We start from the raw sequence: 21,614 nt of genomic DNA, 5'->3' as shown, positions 1-21,614 counted from the left end.
AGCCACGTGATGAAACCGGATAAAGCGCTAGCAGCCTACCGCCAAATGCGCCAGCAGCCTCTATGGCGACTGCTGGCGGCTGCCAACGGGCCAACAGTTATCGCACTGCTGCAAGCCCATTTATACGAGAGCGAGCGCAGCCTACCGGCGTCCATCTTCCACGAGCGGATTGAGCGTGAGCTTGAACGCCTCCGCAATCTTGGCGAAGACTGGCCGCAGACCGCCCAGCAATATGCCGCTTCCTGGCTGGGGGACGGTTATCTCGAGCGACGTTTTCCACCAGGCTCGAAGGAAGAGGAGTACGAACTTGCGACGTCGACCGTCGAGGCGATCCGCTTCATATCCAGCCTGGCCAAGCCGCATAGTGCGGCCACCGAAAGCCGGCTCGGACTGGTGATCGATGCACTTGCCAAGCTGTCCGACGATACGGACGCGGACAAAGCCCGCCGCGTGGCGCGATTGCGTGCAGAGCAGGAGCGCATAGAACGGGAAATCACCGACATTGAGCAAGGCAAGGCAGTCATCCTGCCGGAGGCAGCCGCCCTGGAGCGAACACGCGAGATCATTGCCTTAGCCGATAACCTGGCAGGTGATTTCCGCCGCGTGCGCGACCAGTTCGAGCAGTTGAACCGCGAGCTGCGCGAACGCATCATGGACAACGATGGCAGCCGCGGTGAAGTCCTCGACTCCCTGTTTGCCGGCATTGACTTGATCAGCGATAGCGATGCGGGCCGCACCTTTTCTGCCTTCTGGCGTCTGTTGACCGATCCTGTGCAGTCAGCCGCCCTGGAGGACGCCCTGGACCAATTAATGTCGCGCGATTTCGTCGCAGCGCTAGACCCGGCCGAGCGTAAATTCCTGCTGCGCTTGACGCGCACCTTGCTGGAGCAAGGTGGCATTGTGCACGAAGTGCTGCAATCGTTCGCCCGCAGCCTGAAGCATTTCGTCCAGAGCCGGGAATTCATGGAGCAGCGCCGCCTGACTCAATTGCTGCGCTCCGCCCAGCGTTCCGCACTGGCGCTGAAGGAAGAAGTCAAGGCTACGGATACCCTGAACTACACTTTGGGGCTGACCAGTAGCCGGCTGTCGTCGTTGTCGCAATGGGTGCTGCACGACCCGGCGCTGCAAGCACTGCCGGACCGCATGGGCGAAGCTGCCGCGCCACCGATCAACCTTGAGTCCATCGGCCTGTTGGTCGCCCAGTCGGAGATCGACTTCCGCACGCTGGCAGTCAATGTCCAGGCAGTGCTGGCGACACGCTCGCAGTGCTCCATCGCCGACGTCTTGTCCGCGTTTCCCGCCCCCCAAGGCCTGGGCAGCGTGATTGGACTGATGTCTCTGGGCAGCCGCTTTGGCATGGTGGCCCAATCCAGCGAATCGGTCAGTTGGCTGGGCAACGACAATGTCCTGCGCACGGCTACAATACCGGCTATTTACTTCTTCAAGGACCAACAGGATGGACTTGCCAGAACAGGCGGCAGCACAGGCTGAAGCCGCGCCGGCACCTACCGTTCTTTTCATGAACGACACCGGTGAGCTGCCGTTGGACACCCGCCGCGTGCTGGTGCAGCTGCTTTCCGGCCCTTCGCTGGAAGGGCGCCGCCATCCCAAGCTGTGGCCCGTTCTGCTACGCGACGAGGTAGTGGTCAAGCGCCGCCTGCACGAGCTGTTCCTGGACCTGGTGATCGACCGCGACATGCAGGTGGCATTTACGCGCCAGGTAGATGCGGGTGATCTCGAAGTGCCAATCCTGTTGCGCCGCGCCCAGCTTACCTTTATCGACTCGGTGCTGGTCCTTTTCCTGCGCCAGCGCCTGACGCAGGCTGAGGCGCATGGCGACCGTGCCGTGGTGGCGCGCGACGAAATGGTCGAAAACCTGGTGCTATACGAACGCGCCGCCAGCACCGACCGCGCCGGCTTTACCAAGCGTATTGGTGCCTCCATCGAGAAGATGAAGAAGCACAATATTCTGCAGAAGATCCGCGCCAGCGAAGACCGCTTCGAAATTTCTCCCACGCTGAAGCTGCTGTTCACCGCCGAGGAGATCGTGGCGCTGACAGCCTTGTATGAGGCCATGGCCGCAGGCGAATCGCCAGCTTTGGATCGCCAGCCGCTGGATGATGGTGAGGACGAGGAATGAACGATCAGTTCCGCATGGCGCGCCTGCAGGTATTCAATTGGGGCACCTTCAACGGCTTGCACGATATTCCGATCAGCGAACGCGGTTTCCTGATCGTCGGCCCATCCGGCGCCGGCAAGTCTACCCTGCTGGACGCATTTTCCGCCTTGCTGGTACCGCCGCGCTGGGTCGACTTCAATGCTGCCGCGCGCGAGGCCGACCGTGCAGGTCGCGACCGCAACCTGGTCAGCTACATCCGCGGTGCCTGGTCTGCGCAAAGCGATAGCGCTTCCGGCGTGACCACCACACGCTACCTGCGCGGCGGCACCACGACCTGGTCCGCGATCGCCCTGCACTACCACAACAGCAATGGCCAGGACGTGGTGTTGTTGCAGCTGTTCTGGCTACGTGGGAACAGCAATGCCAACACCGATGTCAAACGCATCTTCCTGATTTTCGAGCGGCCGTTCGACCTGCGCGAATTGCAGGACTTCGGCAGTACCAATTTCGACATCCGCAAGCTGAAGCAAACTTTCCCCGATGCCCACGTCAAGGACGAATTCCGTCCCTACTGCGAGCGGTTCTGCCGCTTGCTTGGCATCGAGAGCGAAATGACACTGCGGCTGCTGCACAAGACGCAGTCGGCCAAGAACGTAGGCGACTTGAACACCTTCTTGCGCGACTTCATGCTGGACAAGCCGGAAACCTTCGAGGTCGCCGATCGCCTGGTCAACGAGTTCGGGGAATTGAACGCCGCGCACCAAGCCGTCGTTACAGCGCGCAAGCAGGTGCAAACGCTGGCGCCGGCCCGCACGCGGCACCAGGAGATGGATTCGCTAAAGCTGGAGCGCAACGGCCTGCAGGAGCTTGAAGCCGGGCTGAATAGCTATCGCGAACTATTACGCATCAAGTTGCTGGCGGAGCACATAGCAGCCTTGCGCATCGAGGTGGACGGATTGTCCGGCCGTGTACAGCAGTTGCGCAACTCGCAGGACAACCGCGAGCTTGCCCTGCGCGACTTGGAGCTGCAACGCGGCGCTGCAGGCGGCGACCGCATCGAACAGTTGGAGGTCGAGCGCCGACTGGTGGAGGAACAGCGTATCGGGCGCATGGCTAAGCGCAAACAGGCGGTCGATGCCTGTAAATCGCTTGACTGGACGTTTGACGGCTCGCCCGATGGCTTCGCCGTACTTGTCGGCCAGGCGCGGCGCGAGCTCGATGACTGGCAACATAACGCTGCGGGCGAAGACCAGTTGCTGGAACTGGGCCGTGCACGCGACGACTTCAAACGCAAGCATGAAGAGGTGCTGCGCGAACTGCAATCGTTACGGCGCCAACCAAGCAGCATCCCGGCACACATGCTTGAAATGCGGCGGCAGCTGGCGACTGCGCTGGGGGTGGGCCAGGATGCCCTGCCCTTTGCCGGTGAACTGATCGAGGTTAAACCGGAGGAATCCCAGTGGCGTGGCGCCATCGAACGCGTGCTGCATGGCTTCGCGCTGTCCATCCTCGTCGACGAAGAGCATTACACTGCCCTGTCCAATCATGTCAACGAAGCCAGCCTGGGCCAGAAGCTGGTCTATTTCCGCACCGTGCGCACAGAACAGCCGCAGGCGCGGCCACTGCGGGCAAGTTCATTGGTCACCAAACTCAATGTGAAGGGCGACCGCTTTGCAGACTGGCTGCAGGCTGAATTGCGCCAACGGTTTGATTACGAATGCGTGGAGTCGATGCGCGCCTTCCGTGCTGCTCCGGAGCGGGCGCTGACGCGAGAGGGGCAGGTCAAGCATAATCGCGCACGGCATGAGAAGGATGACCGCAGCAACGTCAATGACAGGCGCTATTGGGTGATGGGGTTCGACAACCGCGAAAAGCTCGGGCTTTACGAGCAGCAGGAACAGCAACTTCGCCAACAACAGGATGCCCTGGAAGTCCAGCTTTCGGCGCTTGGCAAGCAGCGGCACGATGCGGCATTGAGCGTGCTGCAGTGCCAGACCCTAGTCAACCTCGAGTGGCATGAGATCGAGGCTGAACCGCTGGTGTTGCGCATCAGTGCCATCGATCGCCAGCTTGCAACCATCCGCGACGGCAACTCCAACCTGCAGGCAATCGACGATCGCCTGCGCCAGCAACGCGAACTGGTGAAGCAGGCCGCAGAAGCGCTGGAGGGCGAAAAGGTATCGCTGCTGTCACGGCAGCGGGACATCGCCCTGCATGAAAAGCAGCTCGCCTCCGCGCAGCAGGACCCGTCCATCGTCCTCCCGACGCCGCACCAGCAACAGGGCTTGGACGAGCGCTATCTTCGCCTGCCGCAGCCATTGGTTCTGAAAGACGTCGACCACGCGGACCGCGTTGTTCGCAAGAGCATTTCGGACGACATACTGAAGCTCAGCGAAAGCATTGGCGACTGCGGCAAGTTCATCGAAGCGCAATTCGCCACGTTTATCAATACCTGGCGCGCCGATGCCGATGGTTTGGATGCAGCGCTGGCGTCGGCAACTGACTTTTTCACCAAGCTCACGCGGCTCGAAACCGATGGCTTGCCCGCCCATGAACAGCGCTTCTTCGACCTTTTGCGCAACCAGAGCCACCAGAACCTTGCTGCATTGAATACCTACCTGAACGATGCACGAAAATCCATCCTGGCGCGCATGGAAATCGTGAACGAAAGCTTGCGCCACGTGCCCTTCAACCGAAATGAGGAGCGTACGACATACTTGCAGATTCAACCGAAAGACCGGCAACTGCCGGAAGTGCGCCAGTTCAAGCAGGACATCCTCGATGCGCTTAGCCATGCATGGCATGACGACCCGGAGGCCGCGGAGGCACGGTTCATTGAACTGCGCCGGCTGGTGGACCGGCTTTCCAGCCAGGATACCGAGCTTCGGCGCTGGCGCGAATCGGTGCTGGACGTTCGCCTGCATGTCGAGTTCATCGGCCGGGAATACGATGAGCATGGCATCGAGCAGGATGTGCTGGAGAGCGGCGCCGGTAAATCGGGCGGCCAGCGGCAGAAGCTGGCCACCACTGTGCTCGCGGCAGCGCTACGCTACCAGCTTGGCGGCAGCGAGAGCGGCGTCCCGGTTTATGCGCCGGTGGTGCTCGATGAAGCCTTTGACAAGGCGGATAACGAATTTACGGCCCTGGCCATGAACATCTTCGCCAATTTCGGATTCCAGATGATTGTCGCAACACCGTTGAAATCGGTGATGACTTTGGAACCATTCATCGGCGGTGCATGCTTCGTCGCGATCCGCGAGCGGCGCGAATCCGGGGTACTGCTGATCGAATACGATGAAGGACAGCGGAGGTTGAAACTGGCCGCCGACGTGCGCACAGAGGCATCCCTTGAAGCTGCCGGATGACGTCTGCACCCTGTTGAAAAAGCGGTTCGCCGGTAAGCACCGCGAATGGCTGGTCGCGGCCGATCCTGCGCAGCAATGGCCCCTGCTGGTTCCACTCGGCCCGCCAAGCGAAGCGGAAGCGATGAAGCAAGTTGACGCTGTTCGCGAATGGGCTGCTGCCTGGCGCAATTGGAGCGGTGAAGGCGAAGTCCAGTGGGTCGAACGCCGCTGGCGGCTGCTCGGCACGCAGCGCCTGCCGGAGTCGTTGCGGCTGGATGGTCCGCGTGCAGTCTGCGCCTGGATCGGCGAACTCTACCGGTGGCGCCTTGCCGAAGACCGTTTACAGGAACTGTGCCGGAAATGGCCGCAGCTGACGCAAACTGCCTCCCGCTATTTCAACGTGTTGGCCGACTTTCAGGATTCCGACTTTTCGCGCCTGCTGCATGTGCTGGAATGGCTGGAAACCAATCCGCGCTCCGCTCTCTATGCCAGGCAACTTCCGATCGTTGGCGTGGATACCAAATGGATTGAGGCGCGCAAAAGCTTGCTTGGGAAACTATTGGCCGGCCTACGCGGGCTGGATGGCAACGGCGAGGACTTCCACAGCTTGAGTGGATTGAAGCCGCTGCCGGCCTTCGTGCAAATACGGATTCTCGATCCAGCATTGCGCGCCAGGAGCGGTGGCTTGTGCGACATCAGTGCGCCATTAGGGCAACTGGCCTGCATGGCGCTGGAACCGTCGACTGTGCTGGTCGTCGAAAACCAGCAGTCAGGATTGGCGCTGCCGGACATGCCGGGAACTGTTGCCCTGGTCGCATTGGGCTATAACGTCGACGTGCTGTCGCACATTCCATGGGTCCAGGGATGCAAAGGACTTTACTGGGGCGATATCGACACCCACGGCTACGCAATCCTGCATCGTGCCCGCTGCCATCTGCCGCAGCTGCAATCGCTCTTGATGGACGAATCGACCTTGCTGCAGTTTTCTTCTTTGTGGACGAAAGAAGCAGATCAATTCACGGCAGAAGACCTGCCGCTCCTACTACCCGCAGAGCACGTTGTCTATCAGGGCTTGCGAGCGCATCGCTGGGGGCACTGCGTAAGGCTGGAGCAGGAGCGCATCTCATGGCAGGTAGTCCTGCAGGCATTGGGGGCGCAGCGCTAGAGGCACATGCCGTCAGAACATGTCTGGCGGGATGCTGCTTGCCTCCCTGGACATGACTTCCAACCTTTCGGACTGTGACAGGGCCAACTCCACAATCTTGTCCACCAATTGCCTCTCATCCGCCAGGTAGGGCTGGCTGTTTGCCACTTCGGCGGCGTGCTGCCGCACTCCGTCCCGCAAGCGGCGGCACTCACGCACCAGCAACTGCCGGTCGATTCCGCAGCGCTGGGCAAAGTCGGCCAACGAGAATGCCTTGATTTGATCGAGGTTGAACTCGTCACCAAATGCCATGGCCAGGTCGTGGGAAAACTGCGGGTATTGCACCACACTTACCAGGTCATACCAGGGCGCAGCTTGCAGGCCGGACCTGTGCACGAAGAAGGAAAAGTTCTTTCCATGGGCGTCGCTGTTCCCGATCACAAGCTGAAAGAGCGCCCAGCGCAGGATCGCCAGCCTGTCGGCAGCCTTGCGGGTTGCGTGTTCAAGCAAACCGAATAGCCGGGGAAGACTGACACCATCGCGGTACAGCGCTGCCTCGCCTACGCTGCCGATATTGCGCTCGTATTTGTATGCGGCGGGCAGGTCGCTGGCCTGGCAGGCATCGATGATGTGCTTGCGCTCTACCCATGCGCCGCTTGTATCGTTATGCGCCAGGCGGTCAAAACGCGTGATCGCAAGAACCGGCCGTGGTGTGCGGACGATGCTTACGCTGGCTGCCGGCAGGCCGAGCCGTCTTGCCAACGTCATGCAGAAATGCTCGTTGGCGACCATATGGGGCAGGCGTGCGTCGGCAGGTTCCGGTTTGAGAATGTGAGTGGAGGCCAATGGGAAGTCAGGCAAGTACATCGGCACTTCACCCGGCTCACCGCTTGCATAGACCAGCAGTTTGTCCTGGTAGCCCGCTACCGACATCCGGACCTTGCCATCCCATTCCACGAGGGGACGGGATTCACGTTCACCAATGCGCTCATCCAGCTCGGCAAGGCAGATTTCGCGCGCGCGGATTCTCGCCGGCTCAGTGCTGCCATTTTCCCCGTGCGGCAGGAATCGGAATGCGCCCGTGGTTTCAGCGCCCAATGCGCGGACCAGGCCATAGACATTACTCTTTGCGACACCTTGTGCCGATGCCACGATGTCCAGTGCCCGTCCCTCGGGCAGCAGGTTCTCGATGAAGCGGCGGATCGAGGCTGAACTGCATTCCGCATCAAGCGGCAAGGCCGGCGAGAGCGCAAACGCCTGGTGGTCTTCCTTCCATTCGTCCGTATAGCGCAAAGTCCAGCCTTCGTTGAGCGGATCGTAGCCAATATCCGCAACACGGCGCTTGTGCAGCCATAGGCTTAGCTGGTGGTTTGGCTGGTTCATGTCGCATCGTCGCCGGCGAGGCTGTCCTGCGGCAATCGCTGCAGAAGCTCGTGGTCTTTCGGCGCAATGACCAAAGCAAGACCAAGCCCGTCCAGTACTGCCAGGAGCTTGTCGGTGCGAATGCCGCCGGCGCCGTTTTCGAGGCGCGACAACAGATCCACAGACACGCCATTCAACGCGGCGGCATCGTCAATGCGCAGTCCTTGCTGTTTGCGGTGGGCTCGCACTTGGCGGCCAACATCGGCCAACTCCCGAATAACTTGTACGGACGGGAGCGCCGGGGAGTTAGTCTGGTTCATATTTCGGAATTTCAGAAAATATTGGTGATGACTACTAGTATATTCCAGATATTTCTGATTTACCGAAATTTCTTCATGATTTCGGCGACTGAGGCAATGATTTCTGATATTCCGAAACTCCTAGCTTCTCGCTTGCTACTGTCGCGTTTTGACCAAGATCATCGGTAAATTCGAAAACACTGTTATTCTCCCAGTTCGTCGTTTTTCAAACAGCAGCGGCAAAGGGGACGGTCATGACGAAATCTTTTCGGTTCGTGCGCCTGGTTTCTCTGTTGGGCGCAAGCGTGGTTTGTAGCACGGCATTTGCAGATCCTTTCCTGGTCGGGCGCGGCATGTCCGACATCACGGGCGAGGCGGCGGAAGTCGGCATGATGGGGTATGGCTCTACCTCGCAGGTCACGGCGGGCATCCACATGCGGCAGCGGGCACGGGCTTTCATCGTGGTGGACCAAGCCAGCGGCAAGCGCACGGTCTTCGTCAACAACGACTTGGGCATGGTGTTCCAGGGCGTGCAGCAGGCGGTGCTGCGGCAGTTGCAGGCGCGGTATGGCAGCCTGTATTCGGCGGAGAATGTGATCCTGTCCGCCACGCACACGCACGGCGGGCCGGGCGGGTTCTCTCACTACGCGCTGTACAACTTCACTACCTACGGTTTCAACCCGCGTACCTTCGATGCGATTGTCAGCGGCATTGTGGCGGCGATCGAGAAGGCGCATCGCGACCTGAAGCCGGGCAGCATCGCGATCGGCAAGGGCGAGCTGACGGATGCGAGCAATAACCGTTCGATGCCGGCCTACCTACGTAATCCGCAGGCGGAGCGTGAACGCTGGGGTCGCAACATCGATCCGGAGATGACGGTGCTGCGATTCAAGCAGGGCAGCAACGACGTTGGCGTGATCAGTTGGTTCTCCACCCATGGCGTGTCGATGACGCCTGTGAACCGCTTGATCACGCCGGATAACAAGGGCTACGCGGAGTGGCGCTGGGAGCACGACCTGAAGGGCGTGCGCTACAACTCTGATGGCGACTTTGTGGCGGCGTTTGCGCAGTCGAATGCAGGCGACATGACGCCGAACCTGAACCTGGATGGCACCGGGCCAACCGCCAATGAACTGGATAACACGCGCATCATCGGCGAGCGGCAGTTGCAGAAGGCGCTATCCATCTATAACGGCGCGCTGGAGCCGCTGGCGGGGCCGGTGGACTACCGGCAGCGCTACATCGACTTTTCCCGCGTAACGGTCGAAGGGCGCTTTGCGGATGGCGTGGCGCGCAGCACCTGTCCAGCAGCCATTGGCAGCGCTTTCGCGGCGGGCACGGAGGACGGGCGCGGGCTGGATGGTTTCAACGAAGGCGATATGACGGGTAATCCGTTTTTCCAGGCGCTGGGCGGCATCATTGCTCCGGCACCGCAGTGGGTGCGCGATTGCCAGGGCGTGAAGCCGGTGTTGCTGTCGACCGGTACGCAAACGCCCTTCCCCTGGTCGCCGGAGGTGCTGCCGGTGTCCATCGTGCGGATCGGGCAGCTGGCGATCATTGCGGCGCCGGGGGAGTTCACCATCATGTCGGGACGGCGCGTGCGCGACACGGTCAAGGCGGCGTTGGGGGATAGCGTGAAGCACGTGGTCTTTGCCGGGTATGCGAATGCCTATTCCGGCTATGTGACCACGCCGGAGGAGTACGACGCGCAGCATTACGAGGGCGCTTCCACGCACTTCGGCAAGTGGACGCTGGGGGCTTACCAGCAAAGCTTCCATGAGCTGGCGACGGCAATGCGGCAGGGGACTGCGGCCGGCGGCAGCGCTTCGGTGCGGGATTTGAGCGGCAACCAGATGTCGTTCCAGACCGGAGTGGTGCTGGACAACACGCCGATATTCAAGAGCTTTGGCGACGTGGTGCAGCAGGCGAATGCCAGCTATTCACGGGGCCAGCGTGTTGATGTTTCGTTCTGGACCGGGCATCCCAAGAACAACCTGCGCTTGAACGGTACCTTCCTGGAAGTGCAGCGCTGGGATGGGGCGGCGTGGCGTACCGTGGCCGTGGATGGCGACTGGAACACGACATATCGCTGGGTGCGGATCGATCCGGTGTGGGGTACTTCGCAGGCGGTCATTGGATGGACCATTCCTGCCGATGCGGCGACCGGGCAGTACCGCATCCGCCATTATGGCGACTACAAGAACGGCTGGAATGGCGCCATCTACGGGCTGACGGGAACCAGCAGGACCTTCGTGGTGAATTGAGATTCCGCTGGGCTGGCCGCCGTTTAGCGACGGCGGCTAATTGGTACCAGGCAGGCGAGTACGAAGAACGGGAGGGACGTCCAGGTGAGCAGGAAGAAATTGAATATGAAGTAGTAGTACTGGCGATCGGACCTGACCGCGATTGCGAGCCAGGCCAACAGCAAGACCGCAAACTGGGCGAGGATCGCGTAGTTCGTCACCACCAGCCATTTCATGGGCTGTCGATGCTGGAACACCTGGATCTGCAGCATGGTGGCGAAGATGCCTGCTGCGAGGATCGTCAGGGGAGCCCGTCCAAGTTCCAGGATTTGGAGATAAGTCCACGTGAAGTTGGCCATGGGCACGGGCCGTAAGCGCCCTCGATAAAATTATCAAAGCGAAAACAATAGCAGGGCTTGCGCATTCAGTCCACACGTTTGAACGCCGGCGCCGCTCAGGCGCCGGCGATGCGCCTAGGGTTGGTCAGCGCGCGTTCGCTGCCACAACGCTTCCGCTCAAGCTTCCCTTCATGCCGTAGTAGCCCAGCGAGGAATAGTTGGAGAAGCCGTTGGACGGCGTCCCTTCCGCGCCGCCGCGGATGACCAGGCGGTAGGAGCCGGCCGGCAGCGACAGGTTCACAAACTCCGCGGAGCGGTGCACGCCCAGGTTGCTGTGAGCGACTACCGCGTTGGACGAGTTGTAGACTGTGGCGTCAACGTCCAGCATGCGCAGGTACTCCAGCGGGTCGATCCGCAAGTTCAGCGTGCCGAGCGAGGAGAGCGTGAAGGTGAAGCTATCCGTGTCCGTATTGCGCTCGATCTGGCCGAAGTTGGCCTGCGCGTCGATGGTGCCGCCGGTGCCGAAGACAATGGGCTTCGATGTCGGGTTGTCATCGGCCCTGTAAGGCACCGATTCTTCCACGGTCATGATCTTCAGGTCATCTTCGAAGTTGGTCGCGCTGGCGTATTCGCCTTTGCTCCAGGTGAAGAGCTGGTTCGCCCAGCTTGCGCCGTACCAGTAATTGCCCATGATGGGGCACCATTGGTAAGCCGGAATACCTTGGAAGTATTCCCCGCCCGGGGTGCCGCGGTCGTGATTGGCGCCCATCTGGTGTCCGACTTCGTGGGCGCCGGTCATGCCGATGCCGTAGCCGTAGTCAAAGCCGCTTGCCGGGTTGCGGAACAGCGTGCCGGCCGAGGTGGTGCCGAACGAGTGCAGCGGCGCATACGAACGGCCGTCGCGATTGACGAAGTTGATTACGCCGGTCCGCAGGATGTTGGCGGCCTTGGCGGCGTTGTAGACACTCACGTTGGTCGTTACATTCATGTTCAGCATCGAGTACTGGTCGGCGATCGACTGCCAGGCACGGTACATTTGCTCTTTGGTGACGCCGTTTAGCGGCACGCCGTTGCTGGTCACTTGGGAGATATTCAGGTAGAACACCCACGGGCTGCCTGGCTTGCTTTGCAGTGTGCGGATGTCTTCTCCCTTGTAGGGCCCAATGTGGACGGCCTGGCGATTGGCCATCGGGCTGTATTTTGGGTGGACGGCCGCTGCGGCGGCGATCATTTCTTCTGAACGGGTGTCGCGAAATTCGGGATCGAGGTCGGGCACGATCTTCTTGATCGGCACTTCCGTCAGTATCACCTTGCCGGAAGAGTTGGTTGTGAATTCGAAGGCCCGCATCGTGTCGTAGTTGACCACATAGCCGTACAGCTTCTTCTTGCTGCCCTTGAGGACGAAGGTCGAATTTTCCGTCTCCAGCGCGGTGCCGGAAATCGAGAGCGCGTCGCCTTTCTCGAAATAGTCGGTGATCTTAGTGGCTACCAGCTTGCCTGCAATCGAATGCGCGACCATCGAGCGCGCATTGGCATGCTGGGCGGCGAAGCTTTTCTTCACCGATTCTACGGTGCCGATGTCGATACTGTTGGCCGGCTGGATTTCCTGCGCCATGGCGGGCGAGGAGGACAGTGCGGCGAGAAGAATCGTCAGTGTTTTGCGTGTGCTCATATCGCTTTCCATAAAGTTTTCACTTCGGTTAAAGAACGATAGCTACGCGGCCCCGACTTGCATGGAGGGCCCTTCCGGTGTTCTGATTCCGGAAGGGACACGCTAACACGGTGGGAGAAAAAATGGTTTGCCAATCATGCGCGGCGCATCCGGCAAACCAGCTGATTTATGCAAGCGGGCGAGAGCCGGCGCGAGGTGCGGAGAAGTATAGGATCCGGCCTTGCTCATTGGCGATGCGTAGCCGGGCGAAGCGGTTCACGCGCAGCTTGCCGGCCAGCGTTGCAGCAAGAACCTCGCCGAGCATGTAAATGCTGTGGGTGCGCAGTGCGTCTTCATCGACCAGCAAGGTGAACTCTGTTCCGTGCATGTGGAGCCGCCCCATGCGGTGCTCGAGCCAGGCAGTAGAAGGTTTCGCAGCAAGGCTTTTCAGGCTTTGGGTGTAAGGGCAGCCGTGCAGCTGCAGCAGCTTGCGCAGGTCTGCCAGATTCGCATCCTGCGCGTACAAGCTGTCGCATAGATCGCGGGGGGTGGAAGGGTGGCGCGGGCTGGCCGGGCCTTGGATGAAACGTATTGGAAAGCCGCCGGCACTCGCCTCCGTGGTCAACCTGCTGCCTGGCTTCGACGGTTCCTCATTCGTGCATGAGAGCTGTACTGAAATCGTTCCGGTTTCGAGCTTGGCGGGGCGCTGCTCGCGGTCTACGAAAGCAAGGGCGAAGCCTTCCTGCTCGTCCGGTTTCCAAAAGGGTCCGCTCGCCGTGTGCGCGGTGGCGTGGAAAGGCGGCAGCACGCGGTCGCCGTTGCGGCTCATGAGCGAGACCTTGTCTATGCTGTAGATCTTGCATCCTGGCTGGGCCGGTGTGACGGGGTAAGGTTCGCTGCGACCATCCAGGCGGATCGCGGCGGCAGCCTGCGGGAAGAGGTTGATGACCGGTGTGCATGAGAGGTGGAAGTTTGCTGCGCCGGCCTGGCGCAGTTCGGGTTCGCAGCCGGGGAGAACAATGTGCAGCGTAAGCTTCTTGCACTTGGGCGGGCAACTTTCGGCGATGGCTTGCAGGTCGATGTCGATGAAGTCGAACTTCTGCGGCATATGGAAGAACTCCGTCAGGAGCCGCGGGCTTTGCAGGCCGGGTCTGTGAGGCAGGAGGGAGTCTTCGAGGCTGGTGCCGACCGACTTGAATGGTGATCCCGGCAATAAGCGCCAGGTCGATTCGGCTTCGATGCAAACGCATTGGCTGTGCAAGAAGATGGCGTCGAGCAGGCTGGCGCGCAGCCTTGCTTCGCCGCTTACCCACAGCCGGAGCTTGGCCACGGGTGGCCGGTCGAATGTTGCGCTGCTGGATGTGGCTTCGAGGCTGATGCAAAGGGCGGATGTCGCTTCGCTTGGGAGTCGCAGCGTTGCGGGCAGGTCGATTGTGGCTTGGAACATGGCGCTGGCGATAGCGATGGGCGCAATGCAAACATCGTAGGCAGTGGCGAACTTGCTGGAACCGGAACGCAGGATCGTTCCGCTGGGCAGGCGGCTGACCGTACTGATTTCATTGGGGCGGGATGCCGAGGTGTCGACCTGGATGATGCCGCATGCGGGGACCGCGCGAAGGTAATGTGGCTGCAGCGTTTGCAGGAGGGCTTTGTGGAAGTCGCTGCGGCCGTCCTCGATTGATTTCTGCATGCTGGCGTTGAGCAGTGCGACCGATTGCAGCAGCCGTTCCACCTCGGGATCGGTACTGCCGTCCGCCTCCAGTTCAAGCGCGGCGGCGGTAGCGGGATGGGCTTCCGCATACCGGCGGGTGGCTTGGCGCAGGCGAGCCAGTTCTTGCTGGTAGTGGTGCAGGAGGTTGACCATGATCAGCTCCCGCTGTGCAGGTGGACGGCGATCTTCACGCCTGTTTCGCGTTCGAACCGGTGCAGGCGGAAGACCCACAGGTACGCGTGCACCACCATCCGGGAGAATGCGTGCATCGCCATCGGCGTGGTGGCGAGAGCGCAGAGCGCGAGGCTGCCGCTGGCGCGATCGTAGTCGATGTTGGCCGCGAGGATGGGCGCGCCCGCGGCGACGGCGGCGATCATCGACCATCCGTCGATGCGGCTTGGTTCCGTAGCTTGGCGGCCGACATGGTTGAGCAATCCGGTGAGTGAACTGGCGTGGATGGTTCCGCCTCTCAGGCGTTCGGCCAGGCAGGTTTCGAAGCAGTGGCCGGTGTTCTTGTCGGTGGCGGTGCTCCAGAGCCGCAGCAATGCCAGGGCAACGCCGCATGCAATCATGATGGCAATGGTCGTCCGCCACGCATCGGAATGCATCGCGTATGCCGCCAGAACGATCACGGGGGCGGCGAGCATGCAGAGCGGGACGACGTAGATGAAGACCAGCGTGACGATGGCGATGTCGATCAGGCGCTCGGGATTGCCGCGCCTTCCAAGGCGCCACATGTAGAACACGCCCCCGAGGTGTGCGGCTGTCAGGCAGAGTTGCAGGCGCATGCCCAGCGGGTTGACGCTGATGGGCATCGCAAACAGCGACAGCAACAGGAGCGAAGTGCCCCAGACCAGGGCGGAGAAGTGCCAGAGATTCGGGCCGAGCTGCGCGGCGGATTGTGGTTTGGACATGAGGTCACCATTAGTCAGGGGCAGGCCCTGCCAATGGTGGCACTCAAGAGTTCGATAGCGTTTGAGGTGAAGCAAAGATGCAGCGATCTGCATTCCAGAAAAAAATGTCCACTTCGTTCCTGACCCCGGGGGGACAAATTTTTCAGGCGAGCATGTCGCTCCAGATGTTTTGGGCCCAGCTGTTGGCGTAGTGGGCTTCCACCTCGCTGGGGGCGGGGCTGACGCCGCCGCTGCCGGGAACAATCAGCAGTGTTTTCTTTTCGGCGTTGTAGGTGTGCACGCTGGCGACGTGGATCACGTCTTTGTCGCTTACATAGCTGTAGCAGGTGTTGGTGAGGATCGGCGTCTGTTCCGGCGTGCGGCCGCTTAGCAGGTCGACGACTGCGGCGGCGCAGACCTTGGCGTGCTGGTTGGCCATGTGGCCTGATTTTGGCATCAGGGGGGATACCTGGATCGCGTCGCCGATCACGTGGATGTTCTTCGCTTGCGTGGATTCGAAGGTGGTGAAGTCGACTTCGCACCAGCGTTTGTTCATGTTGGCCAGCCCGGTCTGCGCGGCAATTGCGCCGGCGCGGTGGGGCGGCACGACGTTCAGCACGTCGGCCTTGACCTTGTCGCCCAGTTCGGAGATGGCTGTGCGTGCGGCTACGTCCACGTCCACCGTCTTGAAGCTGGGGCGGTATTCGATGATGCCGGCGTAACGGTCTTTCCAGACCTTCTTGAATAGCGGCCCTTTGCTGACCACGTCCTCGTTGGCGTCGAGCAGGAGGATCTTGGATTTGGGCTTGTGCTGGCTGATGTAGCGGGCCACCTGGCATACGCGTTCGTACGGGCCGGGTGGGCAGCGGTAGGGGGCGGGCGGTACGGTCATGACGAACACGCCGCCGTCGTGCATGGCTTCGAGCTGGGCGCGCAGGGCTGTCGTTTGCGGGCCGGCTTTCCAGGCGTGCAGGATCTTGTCTTGTGCGCCTTCTACGCTCATGCCGGGCAGTTCGCTCCACAGGAACTCTATGCCGGGGCTGAGGATCAGGCGGTCGTAGGCGAGCACTTCGCCACTCAGTAGCTTGATGGTGCGCTTTTCGGCGTCGATGCTGGAGACGCTGTCGTGCAGGATCTTTACGCCATGCTTGCGTTGCAGGTCGTCATAGCTGCGGGTCAGGTCTTGCAGCTTGCGCGAGCCGCCCAGCACCAGGTTGGAGAGCGGGCAGCTGACGAAGTTGGCGTTGGGTTCGATCAGGGTGACGTCGATGCTGCCTTGGCTCCACATGCGCACGTATTTGGCGGCGGTGGCGCCGCCGTAGCCACCACCTACCACCACCACATGCGCCTGGGCGCGGCCGATGGTGGCACAGCCGGTGCTTGCCGCCAACACGGCGGCGGCTTGCAGGAAGTCGCGGCGTTTCATTTGCCACCTCCTTTGTTCTGGGCGGCGAAGTAGGCCGCCAGCATTTCCAGCTGGTCGTCAGTGTAGCCTTTGGCGAGCTGGGTCATGATGGTGGCGGGGCGCTTGCCGGTCTTGAAGTCTTTGAGCGCGGCCAGGAGTTGGTCTTGGGGCTGGCCTGCCAGCGGCGGTAGTGCGTTGCCTTGGGTGGCGCCATTGGTGCCGTGGCAGCCGGTACACGTGGCGGCGAGGCGGGCGCCGTTCGGGATGGGTTCCGCTGCAATGGCGGGTGGCACGGCGGATAGTGCGAGCATCAGCGCTGCGATTGTCTTCATGGGCGGACTCCTGGGGTTTCAAGTGGCATGCCTTGGGCGCGCAGGGCTAGAAAGGCTTCGAGGTCTACCAGGTCGGGGGCGCCGTAGGGCGGGACGTCGGCCCGTACGCCGCTCATGCAGTTGCGTAAGCGGCGTTGCAGGCTTCCCACGCCTTGCCATTCGAGGCGGTAGATGGGGTAGGCGTTGGCGTGGCCTTGGGGGATCGGTGCGCCGGCGAGGCGTTTGCCGGCGTTGTTGTCGTGGCATTGGGCGCAACTCAGGTTGAGCTGGCCGATGCGGGTGGTGAAGAGTTTCTGGCCGCGTTCTGCTGCTTGCTTGGTTTCCTTGTCGACGGCTGGCGTTAGCGGGAGGCCGCGGCTTTGCAGGGCGATGTAGGTTTCCAGGGCTAGCAGATCGGGCGATTCGGGTTTCAGCGGCGCGGCTTGCAGGGCGCCGGTGCGGCATTGCTCGATCTGGTCCGACAGCGTGATGACCTTGCCGGCCGCTTTGCTGAAGCGCGGGAACTTCGTGGCTGCGCCGCGCATGCTGGCTTTGGCGTCGGTGTGGCAGGTGGCGCAGGATTTGCCGTTGCCGCCTGTTGGGGCGGTGCGCCAGAGTACTTCGCCGTTGGCGACCCAGAGCATGGCGGGGTTTTGGGTGTCGTCGGCTTGCATGGCTTGGGTGGCGGGGGACATGTAGGCGGCCCCGGATTTGCGGGCTGAAGCCGGTAAACCGGTGCCAGCGGCGGTGGAGCTTATCAGCGCTAGAAGGAGTGCAAGCCTCATGATTGCACCGCTAGCTGCTTTGTTTCGGTTTGGGTGAAGCCGTTGTCGCCGGTCCAGGTGAATTCGAGAGTGCCGCTGGTGCTTGCCTTGATGAAGAAGGCGATGTACGGGTTGGCGCTCATGGCGGGGTGCAGTTCGGCGCTGATGACCACCTTGCCGTTGTAGCGGCATTCGAACTTGCGGAGGATGTCGCGCGGGAGGGGCTTGCCGTCGGGGCCGGGGCGGAAGCCGGTTTCCATCGTATGGGCAATCAGGGCGCGCACTTCGATTACCTCACCGGGCTTCGCGCTTGCGGGCATGTGGATCAGGGCGCTGGCCATGTCAGATGGGCTCCCCTTCTACGCAGGCGGCCAGGGCGACAATCACATCGACTGTCTGTTGCCACCATTGGCCGTCGCTGGTACGGGCTATCGCGGTGAGCGTCTGGCTGGTGGCGAGGCGGATGCGGGTGCTGATTTCGGCCTTGCCGGCCAGGGGCGTCAGCTTGAAGCGGACCACGTCGGGCAGCGGGTTCTTTTCGTTGAAGATTGCAATGTCCGTCACGTGGTCTTGCTCGGTCATCGGGCTGTCGATCCGCACCGTGATCGGGACTGCGTTGCCGTTGTCGATCAGTTGGGCGATCTCGATCTGCACGCGGCCGCGCTGGATGTTGGCGTTATTCGTGTACGCGGCGATGGCGGCTGTCATCTCGGTGGGCGTGGCCTGGGCGGGTCGGATCAGGGCCAGCAGGGGCAACGCGGCGAGGAGTTGGCGGCGGGTGGTCATTTCGTCTCGGCGCGCAGGGTGGTAAGGTAGGCGACGACGTCTTCGACCTGCTGCGCGGTGAAGATTGGCTTGTCGCGGTAGGCGGGGGCTACGCGCGTCAGGCCGGTGGTCTTGGCGTACGAAGGCATGATGGTGCCGGGGTTGATGGCGCTGCTGTCCATGATGCGCTGGCGGAGCTCGGACCTGGTGTAGCGGTCGCCGACGCCTGCCAGGTCGGGGGCCAGGTTGCCTTGGAAGCGTTCCTCGGGGATGGGGGCCTGGTGGCAGAGCAGGCAGAGGCCTTGCTGGCGGTTGGCGACGAGAGTGCGGCCGCGGGCTGGGTCGCCGTCCTGGGCTTGGGCGGTTGTGGCGATCAGCGTGGCCATCAAAAACCGGTAAACCGGTGTCAGACCCTTGGGTCTGGCACCGTCTGCTCGCGGGCCGCGGGCGGGGGACATGCTTACGCTTTCTTCAGGCTGTGGTTCTTCAGCGGGAGGTCGCGGATGCGTTTTCCTGTGGCGGCGAAGATGGCGTTCAGGACTGCGGGGGCGGCTACCGCAATGGTGGGTTCGCCGACGCCGCCCCAGAATCCGCCGCTTGGCATAACCACCGTTTCAACCTTCGGCATCTCGTCCATCTTCAGCACGTTGTAGGTGTCGAAGTTGGTTTGCTCGGCTGCGCCGTCCTTGATGGTGATTTCGCCGTATAGCGCTGCGCTCAGGCCGTAGACGAAGCTGCCTTCCACCTGCGCTTCGATCTGCTGCGGGTTCACGGCGTGGCCGGGATCGGTGGCGGCGACGATGCGATGGATCTTCAGCTTGCCTTCCTTGCTGACCGAGACTTCCGCCACGGCGGCGACGTAGCTGCCGAAGCCCATCGTTTGTGCGATGCCGCGGTAGATGCCTTTTTTCGGCGGCTTGGACCAGCCGGCTTTCTCGGCCGCGGCATTGAGGACTGCCAGGTGTTTCGGGCTGTCCTTCATCAGCTTGCGGCGCAGGGCCAGCGGGTCCTGCTTCGTGGCATGGGCGATTTCGTCGAGGAAGCATTCGATGTAGATCGCGTTCTGGTTCAGGTTCACGCCGCGCCAGAAGCCTGGCGGCACGGCGGGGTTGCGCATGGCGTGGTCGATCAGCAGGTTCGGGACCGTGTAGCCGAACGAGGCTTCAGGGCCGGGCGGGTTCAGGCCCTGGAATACCGCCGGGTCCTTGCCCTCCTTGACGTTCTGCGGGAACAGCGCGGCGAGGATCGATTGGCCGGCGATGCGCATGTGCAGTGCGGTCAGCTCGCCTTTTGCGTCCAGGCCTGCGGTGAGCTTGCATTGGCTGACCGGGTGGTAGCGGCCGTGCTGCATGTCCTCTTCACGCGTCCAGATCAATTTGACCGGCGTGCCGGGCAGCTCCTTGGCGATCTTTACGACCTGGGTCACCCAGTCGTGCGTAGCGCCGCGCCGGCCGAAGCCCCCGCCGAGGTGCAGCTTGGTGACTTCGCATTTCGCAAGCGGCAGGCCGGCCGCTTCGCTGGTAGCGGCCAGGGCGGCTTCGCCGTTTTGCGTCGGGGTCCAGACGTCGCAGCGCTCCGGCGTCCACACGGCGGTGGCGTTCATCACCTCCATCGTGGCGTGGTTCTGGTGCGGGTAGCTGTAGACGGCTTCGATCTTGCGGTGGGCGCCGGCCAGGGCAGCCTTGGCGTCGCCGTTCTTGTTGCCGACTGCAGCTTCGGGTGCATCCAGGCCGTTCTTGATCCAGGCGGCGGTGTCCTTGCTGTTCATGCCGGCGTTGGGGCCTTTGTCCCATTCGATCGGCAGGGCGTCGAGAGCGCTGCGGGCGCGCCACCAGGTGTCGGCCACCACGGCCACGGCGCTGTCGCCTACCTGGATTACTTTCTTCACGCCGGGCTTGCCGACGATGGCGGCCGCGTCAAAGCTCTTCACCTTGCCGCCGAAGACCGGGCAGTCCTTGATGGCTGCGTTCAGCATGCCGGGCAGCTTGAAGTCCATGCCGTAGACCTGCTTGCCGGTAGTCTTGTCGACCGTGTCCAGGCGCGCCAGGCGCTTGCCGGCCAGCTTCCAGTCTTTCGGGTCTTTCAGCTTGATGTCGGCTGCGGCGGGTGCTGGCAGCTTGCCGGCGGCGTCGGCGACCTTGCCGTAGGTGAGCGTGCGGCCGGATGGGGTGTGGGTGATCACGCTCTTGGAGGCCACGCATTCGGCGGCTGGCACGCCCCATTGCGTTGCGGCGGCTTGAACCAGCATGGTGCGGGCGGCGGCGCCGCCCTTGCGGACGTATTCGTGCGATTCGCGCACGCCGCGGCTGCCGCCGGTGGAGAAGCTGCCCCACACGCGGTTGCGTGCGAGCTGGCGGCCGGGCGACGGGTATTCGGTGGTGACCTTGCTCCAGTCGCCGTCCAGTTCCTCGACGACCAGTTGCGCCAGGCCGGTCAGCGTGCCCTGGCCCATTTCGGAGCGGGCGATGCGAACCACGATGGTGTCGTCCGGCTTGACCACGACCCAGGCGTTGATTTCGGGCGCATCAGCAGCAGCAGCGGCAGCAGCAACGGCGGCGGTGGCAGCCTGCTGCGCTTCCGCGAACGGTATATGGAAGCCGAACATCAGGCCTGCGGTGGCGCCCAGCGAGCGGCCGAGGAAACCGCGACGTGTCATGGCGCTCATGCTTTGCTCCCTTCCACGATGTCCAGGCCTGCGGTCTTCACGTCGCCGCCCTTGGCGATCACGTGGATCGCCTTGCGCACGCGGTTATAGGTGCCGCAGCGGCAGATATTGGTCATGGCGGCGTCGATGTCCGCGTCGGTCGGGTTCTTCTTCTGTTTCAGCAGCGCGGCGGCGGCCATGATCATGCCGGACTGGCAGAAGCCGCACTGCGGCACGTCGAGCGCGGCCCAGGCTTTTTGCACCGGATGGTTGCCGTCCAGGCTCAGGCCTTCGATGGTGACGATCTTCTGCTCGGCGGTCACGGTGGAAACAGGGCGCACGCAGCTGCGCGTCGGTTCGCCGTCAATGTGCACGGTGCAGGCGCCGCATTGCGCCACCCCGCAGCCGTATTTGGTGCCGGTGAGTCCAAGCTGTTCGCGGATCACCCACAACAGCGGGGTATCTTCTTCGGCCTCGAACTCGCGTACCTGGCCATTGACGTGCAATTTCATTTCCTGCCTCCGGGGGATAGGGTGGGATGTGAATTCGCGTGATCTTACTCCCGTTTTAGCTAACTTGTGTTCGTTCCGGCAATTTTGACTTAGGTCAAAGATTTTGCTG

Annotated in this window: 19 protein-coding genes; 5 read left to right on the top strand and 14 right to left on the bottom strand. The window is 62.1% G+C overall.

Annotated elements, in window-relative coordinates:
- The first annotated feature begins 9 nt into the window (after positions 1–9).
- From BM269_RS05050 to BM269_RS05035, 4 genes are read left to right on the top strand one after another with little or no spacing between them, the layout of a single operon-like run.
- Positions 10–1,491 carry a DUF3375 domain-containing protein gene (locus tag BM269_RS05050; RefSeq protein ID WP_090435930.1) on the top strand — a complete coding sequence of 494 codons (1,482 nt, stop codon included), beginning with the start codon at positions 10–12 and terminating at the stop codon, positions 1,489–1,491.
- A complete protein-coding gene (locus BM269_RS05045) occupies positions 1,457–2,140 on the top strand; it encodes a DUF4194 domain-containing protein (RefSeq protein ID WP_090435929.1) in 684 nt (227 codons plus the stop codon). Before BM269_RS05050 ends, BM269_RS05045 begins: the two co-directional genes overlap by 35 nt.
- Positions 2,137–5,484, top strand: a complete 3,348-nt coding sequence (locus tag BM269_RS05040) for an ATP-binding protein (RefSeq protein WP_090435928.1) — start codon at positions 2,137–2,139, stop codon at positions 5,482–5,484. Before BM269_RS05045 ends, BM269_RS05040 begins: the two co-directional genes overlap by 4 nt.
- Complete coding sequence (locus BM269_RS05035) at positions 5,468–6,628, top strand: DUF3322 domain-containing protein (protein WP_090435927.1); 1,161 nt, start codon at positions 5,468–5,470, stop codon at positions 6,626–6,628. Before BM269_RS05040 ends, BM269_RS05035 begins: the two co-directional genes overlap by 17 nt.
- A gap of 12 nt (positions 6,629–6,640) precedes the next feature.
- Here the strand turns inward: BM269_RS05035 and BM269_RS05030 are convergent, their stop codons facing one another.
- Together BM269_RS05030 and BM269_RS05025 are read right to left on the bottom strand one after the other, a co-directional pair.
- A complete protein-coding gene (locus BM269_RS05030; protein WP_090435926.1) occupies positions 6,641–7,990 on the bottom strand; it encodes a HipA domain-containing protein in 1,350 nt (449 codons plus the stop codon).
- On the bottom strand, positions 7,987–8,289 hold the full coding sequence (locus tag BM269_RS05025) for a helix-turn-helix domain-containing protein (protein ID WP_090435925.1): 303 nt from the start codon (positions 8,287–8,289) through the stop codon (positions 7,987–7,989). Before BM269_RS05025 ends, BM269_RS05030 begins: the two co-directional genes overlap by 4 nt.
- Before the next feature lie 233 nt (positions 8,290–8,522).
- Here BM269_RS05025 and BM269_RS05020 point away from each other — a divergent pair, with 233 nt between their 5' ends.
- On the top strand, positions 8,523–10,532 hold the full coding sequence (locus tag BM269_RS05020; RefSeq protein WP_090435924.1) for a neutral/alkaline ceramidase: 2,010 nt from the start codon (positions 8,523–8,525) through the stop codon (positions 10,530–10,532).
- A gap of 23 nt (positions 10,533–10,555) precedes the next feature.
- Here the strand turns inward: BM269_RS05020 and BM269_RS05015 are convergent, their stop codons facing one another.
- The 12 genes from BM269_RS05015 to BM269_RS04960 all read right to left on the bottom strand — a co-directional run bounded on the left by BM269_RS05015 (position 10,556) and on the right by BM269_RS04960 (position 21,505).
- Positions 10,556–10,870 (bottom strand): hypothetical protein, encoded by a 315-nt coding sequence (locus tag BM269_RS05015; RefSeq protein ID WP_090435923.1) that lies wholly within the window; start codon positions 10,868–10,870, stop codon positions 10,556–10,558.
- Between the two features lie 124 nt (positions 10,871–10,994).
- The gene (locus BM269_RS05010; protein WP_090435922.1) at positions 10,995–12,521 is read right to left on the bottom strand and encodes a hypothetical protein; all 1,527 of its coding nucleotides are present in this window, start codon (positions 12,519–12,521) and stop codon (positions 10,995–10,997) included.
- Between the two features lie 166 nt (positions 12,522–12,687).
- Entirely contained in the window at positions 12,688–14,364 is a 1,677-nt protein-coding gene (gene tssF / locus BM269_RS05005) for a type VI secretion system baseplate subunit TssF (RefSeq protein WP_170860281.1), read from the bottom strand.
- A 2-nt stretch (positions 14,365–14,366) separates the two neighbouring features.
- Positions 14,367–15,125 carry a hypothetical protein gene (locus BM269_RS29375; RefSeq protein ID WP_170860280.1) on the bottom strand — a complete coding sequence of 253 codons (759 nt, stop codon included), beginning with the start codon at positions 15,123–15,125 and terminating at the stop codon, positions 14,367–14,369.
- Positions 15,126–15,267: 142 nt separating this feature from the next.
- On the bottom strand, positions 15,268–16,530 hold the full coding sequence (locus BM269_RS04995; RefSeq protein ID WP_090435919.1) for an NAD(P)/FAD-dependent oxidoreductase: 1,263 nt from the start codon (positions 16,528–16,530) through the stop codon (positions 15,268–15,270).
- Complete coding sequence (locus tag BM269_RS04990) at positions 16,527–16,841, bottom strand: c-type cytochrome (RefSeq protein ID WP_090435918.1); 315 nt, start codon at positions 16,839–16,841, stop codon at positions 16,527–16,529. The genes BM269_RS04995 and BM269_RS04990 overlap by 4 nt, the downstream gene beginning before the upstream one ends.
- The gene (soxA, locus tag BM269_RS04985) at positions 16,838–17,515 is read right to left on the bottom strand and encodes a sulfur oxidation c-type cytochrome SoxA (protein WP_229204504.1); all 678 of its coding nucleotides are present in this window, start codon (positions 17,513–17,515) and stop codon (positions 16,838–16,840) included. The genes BM269_RS04990 and soxA overlap by 4 nt, the downstream gene beginning before the upstream one ends.
- Positions 17,516–17,601: 86 nt before the next feature.
- The gene (gene soxZ, locus BM269_RS04980; protein WP_090435916.1) at positions 17,602–17,925 is read right to left on the bottom strand and encodes a thiosulfate oxidation carrier complex protein SoxZ; all 324 of its coding nucleotides are present in this window, start codon (positions 17,923–17,925) and stop codon (positions 17,602–17,604) included.
- Position 17,926: 1 nt separating this feature from the next.
- Positions 17,927–18,370 (bottom strand): SoxY-related AACIE arm protein, encoded by a 444-nt coding sequence (locus BM269_RS04975; protein ID WP_090435915.1) that lies wholly within the window; start codon positions 18,368–18,370, stop codon positions 17,927–17,929.
- Complete coding sequence (gene soxX, locus BM269_RS04970) at positions 18,367–18,735, bottom strand: sulfur oxidation c-type cytochrome SoxX (RefSeq protein WP_229204507.1); 369 nt, start codon at positions 18,733–18,735, stop codon at positions 18,367–18,369. The genes BM269_RS04975 and soxX overlap by 4 nt, the downstream gene beginning before the upstream one ends.
- A gap of 74 nt (positions 18,736–18,809) precedes the next feature.
- Positions 18,810–21,014, bottom strand: coding sequence for a xanthine dehydrogenase family protein molybdopterin-binding subunit (locus BM269_RS04965; protein ID WP_090435913.1), 2,205 nt, complete (start codon positions 21,012–21,014; stop codon positions 18,810–18,812).
- Entirely contained in the window at positions 21,011–21,505 is a 495-nt protein-coding gene (locus tag BM269_RS04960; protein WP_090435912.1) for a (2Fe-2S)-binding protein, read from the bottom strand. Before BM269_RS04960 ends, BM269_RS04965 begins: the two co-directional genes overlap by 4 nt.
- Positions 21,506–21,614 lie beyond the last annotated feature (109 nt).

Origin of the sequence: Duganella sp. CF458 (assembly GCF_900113115.1) — a bacterium.
Classification (GTDB): Bacteria; Pseudomonadota; Gammaproteobacteria; order Burkholderiales; family Burkholderiaceae_D; genus Rugamonas.
Note: the sequence above shows the minus strand (reverse complement) of the source record. Positions and strands in the feature narration are given on the sequence as shown.